Genomic DNA, 22933 nt, shown 5'->3' with positions numbered 1-22933 from the left:
AATAGCATGCAAGACACCCGAACAAGCCATTCGCCCTATGTACGCATCGCTTCCCGGCCGGCTCGCCGCGCCGCGCTCCTGCTGGGGCTGGCGATGCTCGCGGCCTCCTGCGCAGCGCCCCCGCCCAAGCCGGTGGTCACGCCTGTCTCGATCAATCTGGTGGCCAGCAGCGACGCCAACCCCGATGCGCGCGGACGCGCCTCGCCGCTCACGGTGCGCGTCTATGTGCTGAAGGCGCCGGGGCCCTTCGAAGGTGCCGATTTCTTCTCGCTCTACGACAAGGACCAGGCCACGCTCGGCGCGGAGATGGTCAAGCGCGAAGAGCTGCTGCTCAAGCCCGGCGAAACGAAGAAGCTCGAATTCACCCTCGAGCCCGACGCGAAGAACATCGCCGTCCTGGCCGCCTACCGCGACCTCGAGCGCGCCCGCTGGCGCGACCTCAAGCCCCTCGAAGTCGGCAAGCCCAACACCTTCACCGTGAACCTTGCCGCCCGCCAAGTACGCATCGAAGCCAAGTGACGCGGCCAGTCCCGCACCGAGGATCTGGCTTTGCCAGTCCTCAGGTGGGGTCTCCCCCTCGGGGGGTGGAGTTACACGACCGAAGGGAGTGAAAAGCCGGGGGGCCGTCAGTACATGCGTTCGAGCGGAAAGAAGCGCGTGAAGAGGTCTCTTGCAAACGCCGGTGCGTGCGCGTGGCTGGTGGGCGTGGCCACGAAGTAGAGCGCGCGTCCGCGCAGCCTGAAGGCCGGGTTGCCGGGCGCGAACAGGCGCTTGAGAAATGCGCCGAGCCCCGGCTGCACCGCCAGCCACTGGCTGAAGAACTCGTGCACCGCCAGCCGGCCTTGTGCGTCCGGCTGCTGCCGCAGCAAGGCCATGCGCAGCGCCTGCAGGCGTTGCGACAGTCCGTCCAGCACCTCGTCGATCACCACCAGCGTGCCGGCTGGCACCCGGAAGCCCACGGCCTGCGCCAGCACCTCGGCCGGCAGCGCCCGGCAGACGTCGGCATAGCCCGGCAAGCGGTCCAGGCCGGTGATCACGACCTGTGTCGACAGGCGAAGGCGCAGGTGCTGCGAGGCCTCGTCAGCACGCCGGCGCAGGCGCGCCGCCAGCTCGGCCGCGGCCTGCGGTCCTGCCATGAGGCCTTGCGCGTCCACGCACAGTGCCACTGAATCCAGCGGCTGCGCGCTGCGCCGCTCCGCCAGCATCAGCAGGGCCTGGTACCAGGCGCATGACAGCTGACGGCCCGCAGGTGTGTCGTCGTCGCCGGCTTCCACAAGGCGCGGATCGATCTCGATGACCACCAGCTTCGGCAGCAGCCACCAGCGCCAGAAGCTGCCGGGGCTGTCGCCGTAGGCCACCGCGTTCGGGCTGGCGGCGGCCATCAGTTCGGGCATGCAACTGCGGCCGTCGCCCAGGAGCAGCATCCAGGGCCTGTCGTACAGGGCCTGCGGGCGCAGGCGCGCGGCGCCGGGCTGCAGCGCCTGCCGCACCTGCGTAAAGACCTGTTCCAGCTCCGCATGGGCGGTGCCACCGCTTCGGGCGAATGCCTGGCGCAGGCTGCGCTGGCGGGCCCAGTGCCGCGCACCGCGCGCCAGCCACCACAGCAGTGCCAGGGCCAGCAGGCTGCCGACAGTCACTTGCCACACGATCAGGATCTGCGCGTCACTCACGGTTCTTCACCGCTCGACGGTCTCGAGAAAGAGGATGTCGGCCACCAGCCGGTCGGCGCCGCGGTTGGCGGCCAGCATCTCGCGCAGGCGCAGCAGGTAGGCCGACGCCAGTTCGAAGGGTGGCCGGTCGGCGGTCTCCGAAAAAGGCGCGGGCGAGGCGATGGCGGCCACCATCACCGTGCCGAAGGGCGGGCTCACCAGCCAGCTGGCGGGAATGTCGCGCCCCAGGTCGACCTGCGCGTCGGCCGGCAGGCGCAGCTGTCCGCGCCCGGCCTGGAAGTGCAGCACAGAGCCGTCGGCCGTGTAGTAGTCGACCCAGATGTTGGCATCGAAGCTGGCCTGGGTCAGGCGCAACACCACGGCATCGCCCTCGCGCAGCCGCCCTTCGATGGCGGTGGGTGCGCGGATGCGCAGGCCGTAGTTCTTGTCGCGGTTGCGCGCCTGGTACGGCTTGAGGATGGCGTACACCTCGCAATGCGGCCACACACGCAGGCCCAGCCGGAACTGCGGCGAGCGCACGCCCGGCGTGGCGCTGACTTCCTGCCGCACGGCATTGAGGTCTTCTTCCCTGGAGACGAAGCCCTGGACCGTCACCCGGCCATCGGCCGCCACCTGCGCGCTCAGGTCGGAGCAGGTGTAGCGCTGCAGCTGCTGGTCGATCTGCTGGGCCAGCAGCGGCGGCGCCTCGCGCGGACCCAGAAGGCTCAGCCATGCCAGCATCAGCACCGGCAGCAGCAGGGCGAATGCGCCGCCGCCCCACAGCACGGTCCGCTCGCGTGCCAGCGGATTGCCCGGCACGGGCGGATCGGCCACCACGTAGGGCTGGGGCGTGATGTGCTCGTGCGCCAGCTCCGGCAGGTCCAGCGGCGGGTTCGCCAGCTGGCGCCCGTGCAGGGCCTTGAGCTTGCCCAGCTCGCCCGCATCCCCGGTCTCGAAGTAGTACTGCCCGGTGAAGCCCAGCGCCAACGCATTCCAGTACACCTCGCGCAGCTCGTCGTCCTGCGGTTGAAGGGCCGAGAGGTGATGGAAGAACTCGGTGTGCGCATTGCGCGAGTTGAACAGCTGCAGCTGCAGCGGCTCGTACGCTTCGCCGGCCGCGGCGCTGCGCCGTGTCAGCACCTCGTCGATCCAGGCCACCATGGCGAACACCGCCGATTCCACGGTGGCGGGGGGGTAGCCTGCTTCGCCGGCGCGGATGCGCGCATCGATCAGCAGGCCCAGCACCTGCTGGCGCAGCGCCGATGTGGGCCCCGCAGCGCTGTCCGCCCTCAGGCCCAGGGTGACCAGGGGGGAGAAGCAGTCAAGCAGGCGAGTCATGTCGGCTCGCCGCAAGGGCCGCGATGGCAATGGCTTTGCGCCGGCAACTCTGGCAGACGCTCATCGTCCCCACCGCGTTGATGATGTTGTTGGCGGCCATTGTTGGCTTCCGGCATCAGGCGGCGCCATATCGCGTGGGAGCTATGTCGTTCGACGAGCGAAGCGCCTTGCTGTGGTTAACAATCGAAGCTATCGTTCTACAGGCCCCGGGGTGGGGCATCTGTCAAGCTTTTCGGACCCTGAGGAACATCATGAAAATTCTGATCGCCGACGACCATCGGCTCGTCACGGAGGCGGTCAAGACCAAGCTGTCGGAGATCGAGGAGGGCATCGAGTTCTGCGTGGCGATGAGCGTGGACGAGTTGATGCGCACCGTCTCCGACGACGTGGATCTCGCCGTTGTCGATCTCAACATGCCGGGTGCGGATGGCTACTCGCACATCGACGAGCTGCGCCGGCGCCACCCGAGCGTGCCGGTGATCGTGCTGTCGGGCTACGAGGATCCGGCGCTGATGCGCGGCGCGCTCGAACGCGGGGCGCTGGGCTTCATCCCCAAGGCCTATTCACCCGACGTGATGCTCTCGGCAGTGCGCCTGGTGCTGGCGGGCGGCGTGTACGTGCCGCCCATGATGCTGTCGGCCGTGCCGCCAGGGGTGGTGGCCGGCACTTCATCCGAGGCGGTGCTGCCCGGTGCGGGATCGGCCCGGCCCGTCGGCGGGGCGGCCACGCTCGACAGCCTGCGCAGCGTGCTCACCGAGCGCCAGGTCGAGGTGTTGCAGCTGCTGTCGCAGGGCAAGCCCAACAAGCTCATCGGCCGCAGCCTGGGCATCAGCGAAGGCACGGTGAAGATCCACCTGGCGGCGATCTTCCGCGCACTCAACGTGCGCAACCGCACCGAAGCGGTGGTGGCCGCGCAGTCGCTCACCGAAGCTTCCGCGCACAGCTGATCAAAAAGATAAACGGCCGCACCGCGTATGCACGCGGGGCGGCCGCCGTGGCGGGGCCTTTTCTTACTGGGCCTCTACTGGGCCTTGGCCTTGGCCGGCGTGACGCGCACGGCCACCGATTCGGTGATCTTCGCCGCGACCTGGTCGCCCACCTTCACGTCCTTGAGCACCTGCGGGTCCTTGACCTGCACGTCCACCACCTTGCCCTCGGGGCCCTTGAGCGTGACGATCTTGCGCTTCTGGTTGACGGCTTCGACATTGGCCACCACGGTCGTGGACTTGACCAGCACGCCGCCCGGCTTGGCGCCTTCGGCCGCACGCGCCGCGCCTTCGGACTCGACCTTCTCGCGGATGCCGTCGCCGCCCTTGAGCAGGGCCAGCGCCACGCCCACGCGGTAGGTCAGCTTCACGCGGTCACCGACCTTGACCTTGTCGAGATTGCGCACGCGCTCGTCGACCAGCATGTCGGAAATGTTGCCCTTGGGGCCCTTGATGGAGACGATGCGGTTGGCTGCGTCGACCGCCACGATCTCGCCCACAGCCGACACCACGATTCCGCCGCCCTCGGCATCGGCCACCTTGATCGTCTGCGCCTTGTCTTGTGCATGCGCCGGTTGAAGCGCCATGGCGCCCAGGGCGACGACAGCCGACAGGGCCACCAGCGACTGCTTGAAAGAAACCTTCATCCTCTAACTCCTGCTCGTTGTTTTGGCGAAGGGCATCGTAGCAGCGCTTGTGCGTCAGAAGGTCGACAAATCGTCAGCGTCGGCCGCGGAATCCGCCGCCGCCGCGGAAGCCCCCGCCATGGAAGCCCCCGCCGGCGAAGCCGCCGCCACCCATGCGGGCGCCGCCACCACCACCGAAGTCGTGGTTCATCTGGAAGTTGGAGTGCTGCAGCTGCTGGTTGCGCTGCATGCCCTGCAGGCGCGCGTCGCGCGCCTGGTCGAGCTGCTGCTGCAGCTCGGGCCGTGCACCGGCTGCGGCGGCGGCACCGCCGCCGTTGTTCACCGGCTGCCAGCCATCGGGACCGTGCTTCTGCCAGCCGTCCCCGGTGTTGCGGTAGACGCTGCCGTCGTGGCCTGCATACACATCGTCGCCCACGCGGGCCACCGCGCCGCGGTCGCCCGACGCGCCGGCGAAGGTGGTGCCTTGTCCGGTGGCGGGGTTGTAGACGAAGCCGCGGTTGGCATGGACGCTCTCGCCGCTGAAGGCGTTGCCCGCGGTGCCGTGCGCCCCGCCCGCGATCACGCCGCCGGGGCCGCGGGCCACGCCGCGCGAACCTGCCGCATAGTTGCCGGTGTACACGTTGCCCACCACGCCGCGCTGCCCCGCAGCCACCGCGCCGGTGCGCGAGTTGTAGGCGATGCCGGTGCGGCCGGCCCAGCGGTTGCCGCTCCAGGCGTCGAAGCCGCCGCTCACGCGCGAGACGCTGGCCACGTCGCCCCAGCGCCGGTAGATGGGGCCGGAGAAGCCGGCCCAGCCGCCGGGGCCCCAGGCTGCGGCACCGCCGGCTGGCCCGTAGGCAACGCCGCCCCACCAGCCGCCCCAGCCGTACGCCCACGGGCCCCAGTACGGATACGGACCCCAGCCCCAGGCCCAGGCCGAGGTCGCGGCGCCCCAGGCCCAGCCGAAGCAGAAGCCGTAGGTCCAGCCCACCCAGGGCGTGTAGGTCACGGCGGCGCCGTAGCCGTAGGTGACGGGCCAGCCGACCCAGGCCGTGTCGATCCACGGGTCGTAGGCATAGCCGGTGCCGTACACCACCACGCCGCTGGCCGGGTCGACGTACTCGCCCTGGTAGCCGCCGGTGTAGCCCACGTACACGTAGTCGCCCGAGACGCCGAAGATGCGCACATAGGTCACGTAGTGCAGCGGCGAGCTGGGCGGAATCGAATAGATCGCGGCCGGCACGGCGGTGGCCACCACCCAGGGGCCTTCGACGCCGGGCGCGGTGAACCACACGCCGTTGTCCAGCGCGAAGTAGCTGTTGCCGTCCACCTGGATCAGCGGCGTGGCGGTGTTGGGCGCCCAGTTGAGCGAGGTGCCGGCAATGGCAGTCCAGCGGGGTGCGCCGCCGTCGAAGCGCAGCGCCGGCAGCTTGGCCTGCGAGGCCCGCACGGCGGCCGTCTGCGGCACGTTGGTGGCAATGGCGGCTTCGCGCGCCTGCGGCGTGCTGGCGATGGAGGCCTTGACGTTTTCCTTCTCGCTGTCGTCCGGAATCTTCGCGAAGTCGGCCGGCAATGCGTTGGCGGCCACGAAGCTCCACGGGCCGGCCTCGTTCGGCGCGCGGAACCAGCGGCCGGAGATCAGCAGGTAGATCTGCTGGTCGTTGTTGTCGCGGAAGATGTTGCCCGTGGTGTTCTTCACGTACAGCAGCTGCGTGCCCGCGATGGGCGTCCACAGCCAGTCGCCGTCGCTCACGATCAGCTCGGTGGGCCCCGTGGCGATGTAGATGCGCGGCGGCGTGCCGCTCTTGAGCGACGGCGGCGCCTGGCGCGCGTCGCCCGCCTTGTCGCTGGTGGCGGCCGTGTGGCCCGACAGCAGGTCGGCCGCGCGGTTGGCCTGGGCTTCGGTGCGCAGCTTCTTCAGGTCGGCGTTTTCGCCGGGCAGCACGCTCCAGCCCGCGGGGCTGTCGAGCGACTCGGCAGTCATCCAGCCGTCGAACACGTGCAGGTAGTGGCGCCCGCTGGCGTCGCGCAGCAGTAGCACGCGCGTGTTGAGCACGCGATCCATCGAGGTGCCTTCGGCACGCACATAGCGCGGTGCGCCGTCGATGCTCACCAGGATCGCACCCTGGCGCGAGAAGATGAGCGAGGGCGCATCGTTCTTCAGCGGCAGCCGTGCGTTGCGCTCGGCGGCCTGCACGCCTTGCACCTGCGCCTCCAGCCGGTCGAGGCTGATGGTGCGCCGCTTGCCGATGGCGTCCTTCTGCAGCGCGTCGACCCAGGCCTGGGCCTCCTGGCCGGCCGAGGGGAACTGGGCCTTGGTGACGGTGTACTGGTCGAGCGTGACGCGGCGCGTTCCCTTGTCGACCAGCGTGCGGGCGGCCAGCTCGACCACGCCGTAGGTGGCGCGCGAGTCCTTGCCGGTGTCTCCGCTGCCGCTGGCGCCTTTGCGCATCACGACCGCGGCGCGCACACGCAGCTGCAGCCCGTCCCAGCTGTCGACCTGCGGCGGATAGACCTGCAGCACGTCCTTGGCGTTCAGGCGCACCGTGTAGGGCCAGGGGCTTTCGCTGCCGGGCTGGGCCGCGGGCGCGCTGCCTTGCGCTGTGGATGCGGCGTTGGCCGCGAAGGGCGAGCAGAGCGCTGCGGCGGCGCAGGCGAAAGCGGCCATCGCCTTCGTCCAGTGCCAACCGCGGCGTCGTTGCGAGCTTTGCATGGATGCGACTCCCATCTTCAATTCATGGCCGGTGCATCGTACTGAATGCGGGCGGCCCGGAGCGCGTCGGAGAAAATCCTGCCTCATGAGTTCCCTACGCATAGACCTGAACATGGTTCGAACCAATAGAGTTCGAAACCCCGACCCCGTGATCTCACTGGGACAATGTGCGCGAGCAGCTCGCAAAGTCCGTGTAAAAGTTCAAAAAAAGCGGTGACTTGTCGTGCCGCGCAAAAGCCAACGTTCAATAGAGATCGAAACACAGCCCCCAGCGGTCGTGCCGTACCTGTTTCGGGGCGCGGCACTTGCGACATTGATTGCCTATCAACGGCGTGCAATGGGGTTTACGGTCGAGCAGTCCGACCGCGCTTTCTACGGGGACCAAGCACGTCTACCGAATGCCCCCAATCTTCTTGGCCTGGGTGCCAATAAGATTGCCGAGCGAGTTTTCGGGCAAGAAATCTCGGGCATTGACGTGCTCATGCGGCACACGTTGTTTGGCTTCTACGGCCGATTTTTGCCGGATACAACCAGAGAGAGCTGGGCAAAGGATTTGTTCGATTTTCGAGGACGAGCACTCGCTTCCTACATCGACATCACGTCCGGCCCATTGAGTTCGCTGGGGGAATTGCGAAAGTGCACGGAGTGCATCAGCCAGGATCATGAGGACGGCCGCTTGGCAGCCTGGAGGGTGCTACATCAGCTACCCTTCCTCAATCATTGCGCAGAACATTCATCAACCCTCATCTCTCATTGCGCGGCTTGCAAGCAGCCCTATGAGCGGGGCAGCGACTATCGATTGCCTAGTGACGGATGTAGATACTGCAACAGCGTCACCGTCCAATCGCAGAAGGTCGAGAGCCGGCCGGGTGCTTTGTCCCTTGGAAATCTTTGTGCGCGGATCTTCAACGGGTTTGCAGGCCATCTTGAGCCAACCCAGTGGGGACGTTGCGTTGCCGCGACTGTCTCGAAGCTGGAAGGCCTCGATGAATCGGTCAGGGCGATCGAGGGCCATCTGCGGAGAACTTGGAGAGTTCGATCGATCAGCGACCTTTCGGCTGTCCTCGGGCGCAAGCTTCCCCGCGACTTCGTGCGACTGGAGCTTCAGTTGGAAGGGAGCCCGCGCGTAGTGCTTCCGCGACTGCTCACATACAGCGCCATCGAGTCCCTAGTCCCAGAAATCTCGAATGATGGCCCCCCGGAAATCCCTCAACGCCTAGCTATACGGCGGAATGTCAATGGTGAAGCGGAGCGTCTTGCGGAAATGGCCAATGCCCATGCGATTGCCCGGGGCGTGATCGATCGGCTGATTTCGGGAGATTCGCAGGCTGCAGTGATCAAAAGAGAAGCGATCTCCCGTAGGAGGCTCCAGCAGTTTATAAAACTGCTCCCTATAGATCTTGGCGAGTACTTGGCGGCACAACAGCGAGCCGGTCGCACTGCACGCCAAGCCCAGAATCAGACCACGATTTCAAAGAGAGAACGACTTCGGGGCGAGCGACGCCAAACGTTGTTGGACGCGCTTGCGGTCAACCCGGGTCTTAGGAGAATCGATGCCGCTGGTCTGATGCCAACGGAATACAGGTGGCTTACTGGAAACGATTCGATATGGCTCGACAGCGTTCTTCCAACCGAGAAGGCATTCAAGCCCCGGCGTTTTCGCTCCGATATTGAGCGAAAGAAGGCCTACAGAGCAGATGTCCTGAAGCTCCTCAAAGCTCGACCGACTATCGGTCGAAACGAGGCGGTATTGAGCCTCCCGAAGGCAATGGCTTGGCTGAGGTTCAACGATCGAGTTTGGTTCGACAAGAACGTTCCTGTGCGGGCCCATCAACGCATCTCCACGTCTTGGTATAAAAGCGAGAAGCCACTCGTTCTTCCTGCGGCGATCCTGAAACGTCGGTATGCAGATGACGATGAGAGGACGCGCGCAGCCAAGAAGTTTGTGTCCCAAGTGAAGACATTGAATCCGCACCTTCTTCGATCGGAGATCTGCCGGGTATGTTCTTCAGCCATCGTTTGGCTTCGCGCCAGAGAGCCAGCGTGGCTGAAAGCAAACCTTCCTCCACGGGCTGATCCCAGCCTTGTGAAGAAGAGGCCGCGAGGACCGTCTATCAAGCCTTGACCGGCATCCTTGGGTTGCACCTTGGAGGTTGTAGCCCACGCTTCCAGAGAACTGCTCGCAATCCCGTCGCCTTGGCCGCCGTCATCAGGAATGCGACTCGGCAGCTTTCTTCAATCAGAGTAACTGTCGAAACTCCGCTACCACAGTTGGTCATTTAGTTCGTTGGGCCGAGGCGTCGGTTGCGCCACCATTACTCCCTTCTGCTTCGTTGCGCCGGACATGAAGGACGCTGCCTGGGCGGGGCAGCCCAGTGTTTAGGTTACGCGGGGCACTCATATCGGGAGCACCACCATGGCGAATGTGTTGTCGGGATCGTCGCCAGGGCGTCTGCTCTGCGTCGCAGGTTTTCGTGCGAGTGTGGGTGGCGCAGACGGGGCGTCGAAATCCGAGTCCTCGATGTGCCACCGCCCAGCGAGCGCTGCCGCACCCAGGCCTCGTTCCACTGCCATTCGAATCTGCCGAGGTGTGTGCCATGCGAGTCGGCAAACCTGCAGGTCTGTCAAGGGTCTGAAGCGCGCGCGCTGAACGCGACGAGGGACCAAGCGTACAAGCGTTTCGGCGTAGATGGCATGTGCGAGTGCCAAGCGGCCATCGATGTCGGGTTCCGGAATGACAAATTCCGTGAAGCGCGAGCGAACCGGCATCGGAATCCTTCGCGCGTCGTTGGCGGTGGCTATGTACCAGACGTATGAAGCGTCAAACTCGAATGCCGCGCTCTGGTCCTTGATGCGTGAATTCGAAACCGGCTCGAGCACGGTCAATAGCGCATCGATTGGATTTCGCCCGGTGCCAGAGGCGGCCGCCTTGTCGATCTCGTCGAGCAACACCACTGGATTGGCATGTGCTCCTGTGACCACCAACTGGAACAGCGCCCCGATGCTGGTATTGGCCCAATGCCGGTCATTGCCGCGCAAACTACCCGAATGCTCAGCGTTGTCGAAGCTCTCCCGATGCACAGGAGTTCCCAGAATATCGGCCAGCCGATGGCTAAAGTAGGTCTTGCCTACCCCCGGCTCGCCAAGAAGCAGGATTGGCGTGGGCTGCAAAGGGGTGCGGGCGAGTTCCGCCAGCGCCAGGCGCTGAGCGATGAACGTGAGCACATCTGTGAAATGCGGTACGTCATGCGCCAGGGATTGAAGGCGCGAGCGCCAATTCCTCGGCAAGCCCACCTGTCGCCAAGGACCGGGTTTGAGCGCTCGCTCGAAGAGTCCGATGTCACGCTTGACCAACTGCTTGTCTGGACTGTCGGGATGAGTGCGCAGCATATGGAGTCGCTCGCAGGCGCGGTCCCAGTCATAGACTGCGACGGTGCCGGTCGGTCGTCGAGGGGGCCGAATGGGAGGAGGCGTGGACGGCGGCAATGAAGAGGTGGAAGCGCTGGAACTGTACGCGGCGTTCTCGGCCACCTTGCGCGCTTCCTGTCTGGCGAGCCTGGCCACCTCGGCTGTCCGCTCCTCTTCGATCCGGCGTTGCTTACGTTCTTCGAGCAAGGCGCTGGACAAGTGACACGGCAACGCGATGGGCATGCGGTAAGCGACGCTCTCGTAGTAGTGTTCATGCTCGTGCAGACAATATCCTGAAGGTAGGGCGCTTGATTTGCTTGATTGCGAATCGGGAGGCATTTCGAACTCCGAATGCGAAATTAGTCTTGATTTAGTGAGGCAAGGATCTGTGGACGGGCCCTCCAAGACCGCATCAGCCGAAGCCGGGAAGCAGCAACTGTTTGTCCGCCCTTGATCGCAACTGCGACATGAGGTGGCGTAGCTCCGCGGGAGCGTGCTCCCGAAGCCATCGCACATCGGCTGAGTGCTCGCGCTCGAGATCGCTGCGTGTCAGCTGGGGATTCATCGCGACCTTCTGGGTAAGTTCGGATTTGATCGTCGCTAGCCGCTGAGTGCGCAGCCGGTCGCGCCAATCTCGCCTCAACCCCGGGTCCGCTTCGAGCCAACGCACGATGTCGCTGCGAGAGGCCCTCAGCGCAAGCATGACGTCCGCGTAGCTCCGGGCTTCGTTGAAGGCGGCGACGACGTGTGCGGGCGTGCGATTGCCCAACGGCTCTTGCGCAAACAACAATCTCTGGCCCTGGACATCCGTACGTCGTCCACGCAAGGCATCTTCGAATGTGCTGGGGGTGATGTCAGAGTCCGCCATGCCGATGGCGCACCACAGAATCAGCCACCGCACGGCATGAGAATGCTTGTGCCGCCAAAGCTGTGATGCGATCCAGTCCCCGTCGGCCAGCGCAACTGCCCAACTGGGCCCACGCCGCAACCAGGCTGACGTCTCCGTACCGCGGAACCACTGACACAACCGCGCGGGGCGTGCCGCTCTCGCGTCATGCATGACGCCCAGAGCCTTGAGGCGAGAGATCGATGCTTCGCGAAGTCCATCCACGTTCACGACCCGTGTTTGCGCGATTCGTGCGCCGAAGCGAGCCAGAAGTACGGATACAGGGCAGGCGGGCGCAGCGCCGCGGGCGCCCTGCACCTGCGCGGACGTCCTGCCTCCCGGTAGCAGCCAGCGCTTGTGCGCTCCATCGAACTGACGCAAGGGCGTTAGATGGACCGAGCACACCCATGACAGCGGCCATTGATGGGAAACGTGCCAGTAGGCGCGGCCGAGCCGTTGCACGTCGCTCTCCATGCACTCGAAGCATGCCTTGAGGGGATGCCGCGGCCCAATGGTTCTGGACGAGCCGTCGCAGCGCCGGCGCGCGTGGCAATCTCCTCTCCAGCGCTCAGCCGTCCTCGCCTGCTCCTCGGCCGGCAGAAAGGGAAGATAGAAGCCGGCGATGGTGTGGTGCCGAATGAGGTGGAGCAGGCTTGAGGCATCGTCCGGCAAACCAAACTGGCTCGGCTCGATGCGCAAGGGAATGTCGTGTTGCCGCACCGCATGGCGGGTCCCAAGCAGCGCCATGGCGGTGTGCTCGGCGCTGGTATTGCCACTCATGGCGTGTGCGGTGGCGTATAAGCTGTAGAGCGTTTCGTCGGCTTCCAGTTGCGGGAGATGACCGATGACAACAGTTGAGATGAGAGCTGACATGGCCGCGTGCTCACCGTCGACCGCGGCGCGAACTCGAGCCCGCGCTCAGCGCCTGCTGCGCGTTATCAATCAACTCATGTTGCAGGCCCAGCATCTCGCGCTGCTCGGGCTTCAGTTCTTGAAGTGCCTTGGCCCGAGCGAGCGTGTCGTTCTTGATGCGCTTGAAGTTGGCTTCGAAGGTGCGCAGAAGTTTCTGAACGGCCTGCGCTGGAGAGGGATCGGGCAAGTCCGATGAGAGTGGGGAGGTGCCGGCATCTGGCAGAGGTGTCTTGCTGTCGGCTTTGTTTCTCCGGGTCGATGGCGGAACGTCCAGCAGGCGGCGGCCAGCCCGAAGCGCCGCCTCTCCCTGCCCAAAAACCTGAGCATCCTCCTGTACCTTGAGGTACTGGGGAGACTTGGCGGCCCTTTCAAGGTCATGAACTGTGAGATTGGCGCTGGAGCGTCCGTGGACTGCCGCATTGCGCAGTGCCTCTTGCTGGGCCAGCGTCCAGAGGGAGAAGTAGAAGCTCGGATTGCCGCCGGTGAGTTCGAACTCGCGCTGCGCCCTCATGGGCGTCATCTGCATCTCCTTCTCGACCAGGGAGAACCTTCGCACGTGTGGGACGAAGTCCTCAGCCCACCAATCAACGGAAGGGTTCTGCGCTGGCAGCAACTCATCGATGCCGCCGACCGAGAAGCGCCGACGCACTTGAGAAAACGCCTCCAGGTGCACAAACGCCAAAGGATTGCCCACCATGACGATGGAGATCCCCAGGTTCATCAGGATCAAGTAGAAGATGACGAATTGCAGGCTCCACGGGCTGTCTGCGAAGTTCTGGCCCTGCTTTTCGTCGATCACGACCAGTGCCACGCGATGGTTCACCAGGATCTGAGCCACCTTGACCATCAGGACGTCGATGTTCGTCCGCTTCCTGTGCTGGTCGAAGTATTCGCTTTGCCCGCCAAGCGCCTTGTCGACCTCGAAGAGAATCGCGTGCAGAAGTCCGCCACGCGATCCGTTGGGCGAATACTGGACGTTCAGGTACACGATCTGGCTGAGCTTGGCCCAGCCGGCCGCGGCGCAGGCGCTGTGATGAATGACCGGCTGCGGCGCGATGATCCCGAGCGTGCGAGAGACAAGACGCGACTTGCCCATCCCCGTCATGGCCTTGATGATGGCCCCGCCGGCCTCGACGTTCGCAACGGCATTCATGGCCTGGAGTGAGTCGCTGAGCACGACGGCGTTTCGGCGCCGCCGCTCAGCGGCGTTGAGCGGATTGGTGGCGATATAGGCGCGGCGCACGAGCTTTTGCAGGCCGCTGGCAATGCTGAAGACCGTGCGGACCGGAACGTAGTGCGAGATCGCCATGTTGGTCAGGGCGTCGCGCGCGCCGGGTGGGATCCTGCGCCAGTCGACGTCGGCCAGCGGAGACGACTCCATGTGCTGTGCCCATTCGTGGTGCTGCACGAATGGCGGCAGCGCTTCGAGGAGCGGATTTGGGCCCAGGAGAAGTTCGGGCCGCGCAATGATCTCATCAAGCTTCATGAGTGACTCCTTTGGGCGCCTGCGCTATAGATGATCGATTGCGCCGGGACATGGCCAACGCGGCCGCGCCGTCCTCGTAGTCCCCGTCCAGATCTGCGTGCTCCGGCGGACACCCAATTGAGTCGGGGGCCGAGGTTGAGGTTGAGGTTGAGGTTGACGTTGAAGTCGAGGACGACGAATTTGCGTCTGCTGAGGCATCCGCCTTCGCTGCTCGCACGCTCAGTTGCTCCTGCGCGCGCAAATGTTCCATCTCTGCATCCCGGTTGGCGATGAGGCCGTCCCGGTAAGACGTTTTGGATGGTTTCTTGTCGAGCGCGGCCAGCTCCGCCAACAGCTCGGCCCTCGCGTTGTCGGTGACGTTGCGGCGGGCCAAGATCCTGTTGGCTCGGTGCGACTCTTCCTGAGACTGCAACTCATCGCCCTCGAGGTCCGATTCGGCCAGTGTGGCGATCCAGTCCGGTAGCGTGAGGCGGTGCCAGTGAGAGTCGGTTTCGGTGCAGGTCAGACGCAGCATTCCGTTGGCCGTCGGCAGCCAGACGGTCGTCAGATCGGCCTCGTCGAACTTCACCGTGGTGGAAATATTCGTTCCCAGGCGCCGAACCTCCGACATCAGTCCGGTTTCGATGAACGCCTCGCTGAGAAATCGCATCCGCGGGACGAGCCGCTCGCGCCCGTGGATCTTGGCGATCAGGTGCAGGCCGTTCTTCGTGATCACGGCCGGGTGGTCCGGAAGCATGAACGCACGGATCTCTTCGGGGTTGCAGGCGACTTCTGCGCTTTGGCGTTGTCGCAACCACTTGAAGATGTTCAGCCGCGTGGGACGCACGTCCGGCGACTGGATCTTCATCTCCAAGGGCTGCAGATCGGGCACCTCCTCCTTGTTGTAGTCCAGCACGTGCCAAATCAGTTCGCGCATGTACTCCCAGTAGTGCCACAACGCGCCTTGCGCCGCGTGTTCCTCGCCGCGCTCCACATGACGACCGCCCTGATTGTTGCCAGGCAGCGTTTCATCCAGGAGCTGGTGGTCCGTATGGTTCTGCGTTTCGATATCGCCCTTGGCATCCCCGCGGTGGGCCGGCGCGAAGTGGATATCGAAACCGAGCTGGCGACCTGCTTCATAGGTTTTCTGCCCTTTCATCTCGCCGTTGTCGGCCAGGTAGAGCCGAAACAGCATGGCCGGCCAGTCCTCTTCGGTGATCTCGATTCCAAAGCGGGCGCAGTATTCGACCTTGGAGCTGGCAGCGTGCAAGATGGTCTTGAGCGCGGTGTTCTGTGACGGCGGCTCCCAGCTACAGTTGATCCCAACGATCAGCCCGACGACGCCTTCCTTGATGACGCTGCGCGTCATTGGCGGCAGCTTCCTCATCCGGCCGAACACCGACACGAGATACGTGTCCGTAGAGGTGGAGTCAAAGGCGGCGCGCTGGCCGACCATGGCGTTCACGGCGCGCACGGAGCCGCCGCGCGCGTCGAGCTTTTGGCTGGCTTTTCGTGGGCCGAGGATCAGTTCCGTGACGCTCTTGTCCTCGCACAGCTTCTTTCCCCATCGCATGAACTGCGCAAAGGTAGGTCTCTCATGCTTGGGCAGCAGTTCGATCTGGGTCGCTTCTTTGGAGGGATGCGCCCAGTACGTGGCGCACGCAAGAAGATAGGCGTCCCTGGCGCTGGTCCCGTGCTTGATGCGGCGATAGAAATGGGCCAGGCGGAGCTTGTCCGTGTGCACCAGCGTGCCGTTTTCATCCACGGTGGACTGAAGGGCATAGCCCCGCGGCGCCCTTTTGGCGATGAATAGGCGGGTGGAGCGCCCAAGCTTCACGCGTTGAGGTTTGGGCTTGCCCGGGCCGCCGCAGCGTTTGTAGCCGTTCTCGAGCGCATTGACCTTGCTGCCCAGCGCCAGGAACCGGTGTAGCCAGCAGTAGATGGTGGCGGTCGATCCGCTTTCTTCCTCCAGCAGCGGCCTCAGCACTTCGAATCGCTCGTCGCGGTGCTTCAACTGGGCGTTCAAGCGTTTTAGCGCGGCGCCTTGCACCAGCGCTCGGCGCTGATTGTCGTCCAGTGTGGGCGCTTCGACGATTCGCTGGAGCTCGCCGGTACGCCACACATGCGCCAGATCTGATAGGCGCTCCTTGCGGGGGCTGCCGACGTAGTAGTCCGTCCGCTCGGTCTGGGTACGCGACCTCCTTGGAAGATCGATGAGCCAGACCGCGTCGTCCTCCTGTGCGGCACAAATGGCCAGAATTCTTGTGGGGCCGCTGAGATGCCTGGCCGTTCCCAGATTGTCCAGAACGGCTCCCACGACCAGAGGGGCGGGAACATCGATCATTGCTCGCCTCCCACCCATTGGTCATGCATCGCGGCGCGCAGCCTGCGCCCGCCGAGGATGAGCGGCCGGTAAATTTCCAGCGGACGGCCCAAGTCGTGGTCGAGATCCTGGCGCCAGAGCGCCAGGTGCAGTGCGCGGTCCAGCGTCTGGCGGTTCACACCATGCAGGTACGCCAGGTCGTCCAGAATGGCGTGTGGGGAGTTGGCGTAACCCCAACGGGTGCAGGCTTGCACAACGAGCTCGTACTCGTGAGAGAGCCGCAGCCGCTTTTCCTGATCAGGGCGCAACAGCGGATTGAGCGCGTCGAGGTTCCTGCGCAAGATCTGCGGTAGCCGTTCCGGATGCGTCAGCCGGTACTCAATGCCGCTTTCCTCGCAGTAGGCCTGGATGAGAAGCAGGCGCTGCTTGAGTCGGTCCAAATTGCCGTTTTGGCGGATCTTTGCTTCCGGCTTGCAGTCGTGGGCGGTGAGGCCATAGCTACCGTCGGCCTTCTTCCAGGTCGCCAGAATGTCAATCGTCGCAACGTAGGGAATGTCAGTGCCCGGGAACACCCCATGGCGGATGCCCAGTTCTTCTGCGACGCAAAGAAGACCTCGGGACCGTCGCGCAAAGCCGACAGCTGGCAAGCCGCACGCCGGATGGTGGTGGCTCCAAGGCCAGGCGGGGTACTGATCGCGCAAGTCGGCGGCGCCGAGCCACTTCAGGAATACCAGCATGTGGCGCTCGCCCGCGGAGCGGTAATGATGGGTGTGCCCGAACTCCGGGCTGTTCAGATATCCGATGTAGGAGCTTGGCGAGTAGTCGTGCTTGGTCACCCGCAACCAGGGCTTGTAGTCGGCCAGATGGCCCTGCCCGTAACCTGCCTTGATGAGCTGCGTCAGCTTCACGTGTGTCATCCGACCCGTCTGCGGGGGCGGTCTGCGCCTTGAGGGAACGAACTGCTCGGCTCGGAAGCGAAAGGCACTGCCAATCATGCGAGCCCCCCTTGCTTGGCCGCGTTCGCACGTGCGCCGGACGGGAGAGCGCCGATGGACGGCTCGCGGAACGGGCGAGTCGTCGCCGCGATTGCAAGCCGGGAAGCAACGACGGGGCTGCGGGTAGGCAAGCAAGCCCGGGAATGGGCTCGCAACCAGATTGGCAACGAGGCGGGGGAAGGCGCAGCCTGCGCGCTGCCAGACCCAGTGCGGATACCACGATTCTTGGATCGCATGGACATTTCCTCTGAAGAGCGCCGTTTTTTTGGTGCGAGTCGGCTCTTGACGCGCCGGTGCTCCAGAGAGAAAATGACCCTAGGGAAACTGCAAAATCCTTAGGTGTTCTCTACGGAACGCCGGCAGCGCCGGTTCTTCGAAAGGGAATCGGCGTTTTGCTACATGGAGGGTTCTCCTTCAGGTTGAGGTTGGTCAACTGCAATTGCGTAGACGAGCGCACGCGGCGCGTGCGGCGGCCAGATCTTCAGCGCGGCAGGTGTTTCTGCCCATCTGGCACGGCAGGTAGGGATCAACTGCCCGGGTTCATTCGCATGCGATCTCATCTCACCTGTTCACGCGCGTGAGCGCATGACCGGTCGGATGACGATGCTGATGTCGGAGCCTTCTTCAGCCCCAATTCGACCGCGATGCGGTGAGCTGCTCCCCGGCTGGCCTTGGACTGGCCCGCGAGCAGGCGATAGACGCTGGCCGGGTTGAAGCCCCTGGCTCGAGCCCACGAGGCGACATCTTCGCCTCGATCGAAAAAAGCGCCTCGCACCGCCGCGAGTTCCGCGGCGTTGATCTCCGGAAGTGGCATGAAGCTTGAACAAAGTTTCGGAAAGCGTAACGCATCGGCGGCTTGGGCGCAAGCTAGGAATTGCGCTAACCCATTGTCGCTATTGGAGTTTTTTCTCCGTCGCGGAGTATTGATGCAACGCAAATAGATTGCTCGCTAAGCACGATGGGCCACAGGGCATGTTTGCTCATGTAGGTCGCCACAGTTAGTGCGACTTTTCGTAAGCGGGGCCTCAAGGCCCTCTTGACGTAGACGGGGTGACGGGATCGTCGGTGCTCAGACGTCGAGCACACGCCGCAGCGCATCGAACGGTACCCGCCAAGTCCCACCGTCGCCGGTGCCCAGGGTGGCCGTGTGTTGGTTGATGCGTACGATCACGCCGGTGATGTTGCGACCATGTCGATCATTGAACGTCACGGTGTCCCCGCGTTGAAATTCGCGGGGATGGCTTGTCGCACTGGCGGGTTCCGGCGGCGGTTGATAGGGCGCACTCTCGTCGCGGCGGTCTGCGCCGGAGTAGCCCTGCATCGCCAGGCAGGGGATCTTCCAGGTTCTCTTGGTGCCTTCTTCCAGCACTGTCGCCTGCGTGTCCTTCATGGCAATGACCTTGCCTCGACGCGTCTGGCCATCGCGGAAGTCTACGAACTGCACGGGCTGGCCAAGGTGGAGATTCGCACGCGCCGCAATGCCGCGGCGCGGATCGGCCAGCATGCCCTCGATCAAGGCTTTGAGCTGGTAGAGCTGCAAACTACTCGCGCCCTCGAGGGCTTCGATCATCCGCGGGTCGGGGCCTTGCAGGATCACACTCGTCTTCCTCCGTTGCGCAGCCAGTTCGTGGAATATCAGGCTGCGAGTCGTTGCTCCACAAGGTGCCCACCGATGTTCCACGGCAGCAACTCGTCGATGCGGGTGATGGGATGGTCGGCAATGCGCGCAAGCACGTCGCGCAGATACGCCTGCGGATCGAGCCCGTTGAGCTTGGCCGTCTCCACCAGACTGTAGATTGCCGCGGCCCGCTCGCCGCCGGCGTCCGAACCCATGAAGAGATAGTTGTTTCTTCCAAGGGCGACGCCACGCAGGGCGCGTTCGGCGGCGTTATTGTCGATTTCGATGCGGCCGTCGTCACGGTATCGCGTGAGCGATCGCCACCGTGAGAGCGAGTAGCCGATCGCCTTGGCCAGCTCCGACTTCTTCGACACCTTGCCCAGCGTACTTGTGAGCCATGCGCGAAGCTCTTCGAGCAACGGTCCAGCACGCGCTTGTCGCACCTGACGTCTCACCTCAGGGGGCTGACCCCGGATCTGGGCTTCGATCGCATACAGCGCGGCAATGCGCTGCAGCGCCTGGTGGGCGATCGAGCCGGCAACGAAGCCCTGGCTCTCGTGCAGATCCCAGAAGGGTCGACGCGCGTGGGCCCAGCAAGATGCTTCGACGACACGCCCACTCGCATAGACCTTGCCGTACCCCGAGTACGCATCGGCCTGAAGGATACCGCTGTAGTTCGCGAGGTGTGCCTGCGGATGCTCGCCCTTGCGGTTGGGCGAGTAGCGGTACCAGGCCGCAGGCGCCTGTGTGCTGCCAGCCGGCCGGTCGTCGCGCACATAGACCCACAGCCGGCCGGTCTTCGTTCGGCCGCGGCCGGGATCAAGCACGGCTACCGGGGTGTCGTCGGCATGCACCTTCTCGCCGGCCAGTACATAGCGTCCGAGCGCGGCCAACAGAGGGTCGAACAGCTTCTCGCCCTGGCCGACCCAGCCGGCCATGGTCGAAGGGTCGATGATGACGCCGTCGCGCCCGTAGATGCGACTGAGGCGATGCAATGGCGTGTGGTCGCAGTACTTGGACACCAACACGTTGGCCAGCAGTGCAGGACCGGCCACCCCACGCGCGATCGGCCGGCTCGGCGCTGCGGCTTGGAAGATCGCTTCGCATGCCACGCAGGCCAGCTTGGGCCGCACATGACGGATCACCTTGAAGCGCGAGGGCACGTACTCCAGTTGCTCGGAGATGTCTTGTCCGATCAGGCGCAGACGGCCGCCGCAAGCGCTGCAGCCGCAAGTCTGGCCATTGGCGTCGTGGTGATCGGCGGTGGTCTCGGGCCGATAGACCTGGTTCTCGCGCGGCAGGTGGGCTGGGAGTTTGCGATCGATCTGCACGTTGGCGGCATCGGCAGCGGGCACCGCGATCGATGCCGGCCGTTCATACAGTGGTTCGCCTTCCAGAAGGGCGATTTGCGGGTCATCGAGCTGCTCGCTGGACGATCCGAAGCGCGCTCGCGTGCTGCGCAGCAACTGCATCTTGAGCTTGTCGACCATGAGCTTGAGAAGCGCCACCTCGGCGTCCCGCTCCTCGACCACTCGCAGCAAACCCTCAACGGTGTGGGGCTTGGTGGAGTCGTTGATCGGCGTCGTCACGTCCTCCACTGTGCCCGGCGCCGGGCAACTCGAACATCAGTGCTGTACCGGAGATCTTCTCATCCAGTAGTGCGCCGGCCAGAGAAAGGCATCAGGCGGCGAGCATCGGCTCGTGCGTGCGCACGGGCATGCGCCAGTCGATGCCTTCCAGCAGCATGGACAGTTGCGCGGGCGTGAGCGACACGCTGCCAGACGTGGCCTGCGGCCAGACGAAGCGGCCGCGCTCCAATCGCTTGGCCAGGAGCATCAGGCCCTGGCCGTCGAACCACAGCACCTTCAGGATGTCGCCGCGCCTGCCGCGGAAGACGAAGACGTGGCCGCAGAACGGATTGGCCGCAAGCGCGGTCTGCACCATGGCTGCCAGGCCGTCGAAGCCCTTCCTCATGTCGGTGTGGCCGGCCACGATCCACACGCGCGTGTTCGCGGGCAGACCGATCATGCAATGGCGCCCAGCAGGCGCAGCACGCAACGCACGCTGTCCTCATCGACTGGACCACGCAGCCGCACGCGCGTGGAGCCAACGTCGATCTCGATCACGCCAGTTGACGGTCGCGGCGCCATGACCTTCGCAGCCTTGGCTGCGGGCACCGTCTGCACCGTCACCGGCAAGAGGGTCGGCGAAGCCGCCGCCAGCGCCGCGGGCGCCCCCACGCGCAGATGAAGCCGGCGCCAATTGAACAGGAGGTTGGCATTGATGCCATGCTGCTGCGCGATGGCGGCGACCGAGGCGCCAGGTTCAAGGCTGCGTTCGACCAGTTCCTGCTTGAGCGCCTCGCTGTGCTTGCGCCGGGTGTCCTTGCCCGAAGTGACTCGCTTGTCCATGTGTGCACGTACCAGTTAAATGCACACATCCCAGTGTGAGCACGATCAGGCGATCCTGCTCATGCCAGCCTGGCTCCACCAGAGGGCCTTGAGGCCACGCTTACCGAAAGCCGAAGTGCCGCGGCAGCCAGGCTTCTGTCGGCTCACTGAACCTAAAGCGGCTGAACAGACATGCGGCGCTGCGCGCATGCTGGCGTTAACCAGGTGCAAACATGGTGTAGTGCCTCGGGGCCGCAACTAGCCCAACCCACCGTAATGGGGCGTTATGGTGGGTGACGTTATGGGTAGTTGGCGCCACGCGCGCGCCAACGCCTGCAAGGCTGTGCCCTGCCTGCACTTGATTGCTCGCCCGCGTGAACTTGTTGTCCTTTGGGCGCGCTTAGCAGCCGGCGGGCGCGTAGCCCGATGGTAGCCTTCTCCGGGCTAGTGCGGGGGTGGGGCAGTTTGGTTAGCCGTCGACAACCCCAACCATCGAGGCTGTATGTTTGCCACCGCCAAAGCGCAGTGCTGGCGCTGGGCGCTGTAGTGTCGCGACCCCGTTGCTAGTCCTTAACAACCGAAGAACCGCATGAAGCTTCAGACCATTCGACTTTGCAACTTTCAGTCATTCGGGGCGACGACTACGGAAATTACGCTTGACGACGTTACGTACCTGATTGGCCCCAACGGGTCTGGGAAGACGGCCGCACTCTTAGCGTTGTGTCGCGCTTTTTCGATCGACCCTGCCATGCGTCGAGTACAGCGGTCGGACTTTCACGCTCCTACCGATGAGGAGAACGCGCCGGATGAGCGCGAGCTTTGGATCGAGCTCGACTTTCGCTTTCCCGAACTGCTCGGAGAGGACGCTGCCTCGACCGTTGCCCCGCATTTTGGGCACATGCGTCTTGACGCGGCGGACAGCATTCCGCGGGTTCGGTTTCGCCTCACGGCCACCTTGGGTGCGGATGGCGATATCGAAGAGTCGCTGGTCTACGTGCTCGACGTGGATGCTGAGGGCACGCCGCTAAGCACCGCGGTGGTGCCCCGGGCCGAGCGTAGTCAGATCCAAGTCCACTATCTTCCCGCGCGGCGCGATCCAGCCGATCACATAACCTATGGTGCAAATGCACTACTCGGGCGCCTCTTGAGGGCGGTGAACTGGGAGGATGAGCGCGAGGAGATTAAGGATTCCATGGAAATCAACACGCCACAAGGGCCGTTACGGTTATCGGCGCATCACTGCCCAGCTTCGCCAGGCAGGACAGGCCGTGACCCACAAGACGGTGCAGCGGCTGATGAACGGCCTCGCTCTGAAGTCTCTGGTTCGACCCAAGAAGTACCGCTCTTACCGGGGCGAGCACGCCTTGGTGCCCAATCTGCTCGATCGCCAGTTCGATGCAGCCCGACCGAATGAAAAGTGGGTGACCGATGTCACCGAGTTCAACGTCCGGGGTGAAAAGCTCTACCTGTCACCCATCCTGGATCTCTACAACGGGGAAATCGTTGTCTACGAGATGCAGGAGCGTCCCGTGTTCCACCTTGTGGGCAACATGCTCAAAAAGGCCCTATCCAAGCTCAAAGGCCGCAACGAGGCACCGCTGCTGCACTCCGATCAGGGATGGCA

17 protein-coding genes and 2 pseudogenes are annotated in these 22933 nt (G+C 64.4%); 5 read left to right on the top strand and 14 right to left on the bottom strand.

Features of this window, described 5'->3' with window-relative positions; translation table 11 throughout:
• Positions 1-6: 6 nt before the first annotated feature.
• Positions 7-519: a type VI secretion system lipoprotein TssJ gene (tssJ, locus tag VSO01S_RS14115; protein WP_068643437.1), complete on the top strand. Its 513-nt coding sequence runs from the start codon at positions 7-9 to the stop codon at positions 517-519.
• Positions 520-626: 107 nt separating this feature from the next.
• On the opposite strand, the gene VSO01S_RS14110 is transcribed toward tssJ, so the two are convergent.
• Both VSO01S_RS14110 and VSO01S_RS14105 read right to left on the bottom strand, forming a co-directional pair.
• Positions 627-1670, bottom strand: a complete 1044-nt coding sequence (locus tag VSO01S_RS14110; protein WP_068643435.1) for a type VI secretion protein IcmF/TssM N-terminal domain-containing protein — start codon at positions 1668-1670, stop codon at positions 627-629.
• A 6-nt stretch (positions 1671-1676) separates the two neighbouring features.
• Complete coding sequence (locus tag VSO01S_RS14105; RefSeq protein WP_068643433.1) at positions 1677-2987, bottom strand: DotU family type IV/VI secretion system protein; 1311 nt, start codon at positions 2985-2987, stop codon at positions 1677-1679.
• Between the two features lie 251 nt (positions 2988-3238).
• Between VSO01S_RS14105 and VSO01S_RS14100 the strand changes: the two genes are divergently transcribed.
• Positions 3239-3934 carry a response regulator transcription factor gene (locus VSO01S_RS14100; RefSeq protein ID WP_068643431.1) on the top strand — a complete coding sequence of 232 codons (696 nt, stop codon included), beginning with the start codon at positions 3239-3241 and terminating at the stop codon, positions 3932-3934.
• 74 nt (positions 3935-4008) lie between these two features.
• Here VSO01S_RS14100 and VSO01S_RS14095 read toward each other — a convergent pair whose 3' ends face one another.
• Entirely contained in the window at positions 4009-4620 is a 612-nt protein-coding gene (locus VSO01S_RS14095) for a hypothetical protein (RefSeq protein ID WP_068643429.1), read from the bottom strand.
• Between the two features lie 73 nt (positions 4621-4693).
• Positions 4694-7312, bottom strand: a complete 2619-nt coding sequence (locus VSO01S_RS14090; protein ID WP_153305267.1) for an autotransporter — start codon at positions 7310-7312, stop codon at positions 4694-4696.
• Between the two features lie 223 nt (positions 7313-7535).
• Here VSO01S_RS14090 and VSO01S_RS27140 point away from each other — a divergent pair, with 223 nt between their 5' ends.
• On the top strand, positions 7536-9437 hold the full coding sequence (locus VSO01S_RS27140; RefSeq protein WP_153305266.1) for a TnsD family Tn7-like transposition protein: 1902 nt from the start codon (positions 7536-7538) through the stop codon (positions 9435-9437).
• Between the two features lie 272 nt (positions 9438-9709).
• Here the strand turns inward: VSO01S_RS27140 and VSO01S_RS26740 are convergent, their stop codons facing one another.
• The 10 genes from VSO01S_RS26740 to tnpA form a co-directional block, all read right to left on the bottom strand.
• A complete protein-coding gene (locus VSO01S_RS26740) occupies positions 9710-11059 on the bottom strand; it encodes an AAA family ATPase (RefSeq protein WP_161944444.1) in 1350 nt (449 codons plus the stop codon).
• A 73-nt stretch (positions 11060-11132) separates the two neighbouring features.
• The gene (locus tag VSO01S_RS14080) at positions 11133-12479 is read right to left on the bottom strand and encodes a TniQ family protein (RefSeq protein WP_068643423.1); all 1347 of its coding nucleotides are present in this window, start codon (positions 12477-12479) and stop codon (positions 11133-11135) included.
• Between the two features lie 10 nt (positions 12480-12489).
• The gene (locus VSO01S_RS14075; protein ID WP_068643421.1) at positions 12490-14004 is read right to left on the bottom strand and encodes a hypothetical protein; all 1515 of its coding nucleotides are present in this window, start codon (positions 14002-14004) and stop codon (positions 12490-12492) included.
• Positions 13994-16327: a TnsB C-terminal domain-containing protein gene (locus tag VSO01S_RS14070; RefSeq protein WP_068643419.1), complete on the bottom strand. Its 2334-nt coding sequence runs from the start codon at positions 16325-16327 to the stop codon at positions 13994-13996. Before VSO01S_RS14070 ends, VSO01S_RS14075 begins: the two co-directional genes overlap by 11 nt.
• The gene (locus VSO01S_RS14065; RefSeq protein WP_161944443.1) at positions 16324-17214 is read right to left on the bottom strand and encodes a PDDEXK family nuclease; all 891 of its coding nucleotides are present in this window, start codon (positions 17212-17214) and stop codon (positions 16324-16326) included. The genes VSO01S_RS14070 and VSO01S_RS14065 overlap by 4 nt, the downstream gene beginning before the upstream one ends.
• 643 nt (positions 17215-17857) lie before the next feature.
• Positions 17858-18115, bottom strand: a complete 258-nt coding sequence (locus tag VSO01S_RS26735) for a helix-turn-helix domain-containing protein (RefSeq protein ID WP_084241867.1) — start codon at positions 18113-18115, stop codon at positions 17858-17860.
• Positions 18116-18370: 255 nt separating this feature from the next.
• Positions 18371-18898 (bottom strand): hypothetical protein, encoded by a 528-nt coding sequence (locus VSO01S_RS14060; RefSeq protein WP_153305265.1) that lies wholly within the window; start codon positions 18896-18898, stop codon positions 18371-18373.
• A 38-nt stretch (positions 18899-18936) separates the two neighbouring features.
• On the bottom strand, positions 18937-20409 hold the full coding sequence (gene tnpC, locus VSO01S_RS14055) for an IS66 family transposase (protein ID WP_417851995.1): 1473 nt from the start codon (positions 20407-20409) through the stop codon (positions 18937-18939).
• Positions 20410-20599: 190 nt separating this feature from the next.
• Entirely contained in the window at positions 20600-20947 is a 348-nt protein-coding gene (gene tnpB / locus VSO01S_RS14050) for an IS66 family insertion sequence element accessory protein TnpB (protein ID WP_068643415.1), read from the bottom strand.
• Positions 20944-21330: an IS66-like element accessory protein TnpA gene (gene tnpA / locus VSO01S_RS14045; protein ID WP_068643414.1), complete on the bottom strand. Its 387-nt coding sequence runs from the start codon at positions 21328-21330 to the stop codon at positions 20944-20946. Before tnpA ends, tnpB begins: the two co-directional genes overlap by 4 nt.
• Before the next feature lie 568 nt (positions 21331-21898).
• Between tnpA and VSO01S_RS26730 the strand changes: the two are divergent.
• Together VSO01S_RS26730 and VSO01S_RS14040 are read left to right on the top strand one after the other, a co-directional pair.
• Positions 21899-22342, top strand: a pseudogene (locus VSO01S_RS26730) (AAA family ATPase); the annotation flags it as partial.
• A gap of 172 nt (positions 22343-22514) precedes the next feature.
• A pseudogene (locus tag VSO01S_RS14040) lies at positions 22515-22933 on the top strand (DDE-type integrase/transposase/recombinase); the annotation flags it as partial.

Source organism: Variovorax soli NBRC 106424 (assembly GCF_001591385.1).
Classification (GTDB): domain Bacteria; phylum Pseudomonadota; class Gammaproteobacteria; order Burkholderiales; family Burkholderiaceae_C; genus Variovorax; species Variovorax soli.
The sequence above is the reverse complement of the archived record's forward strand: the minus strand, read 5'-3'. Positions and strand labels throughout refer to the sequence as shown.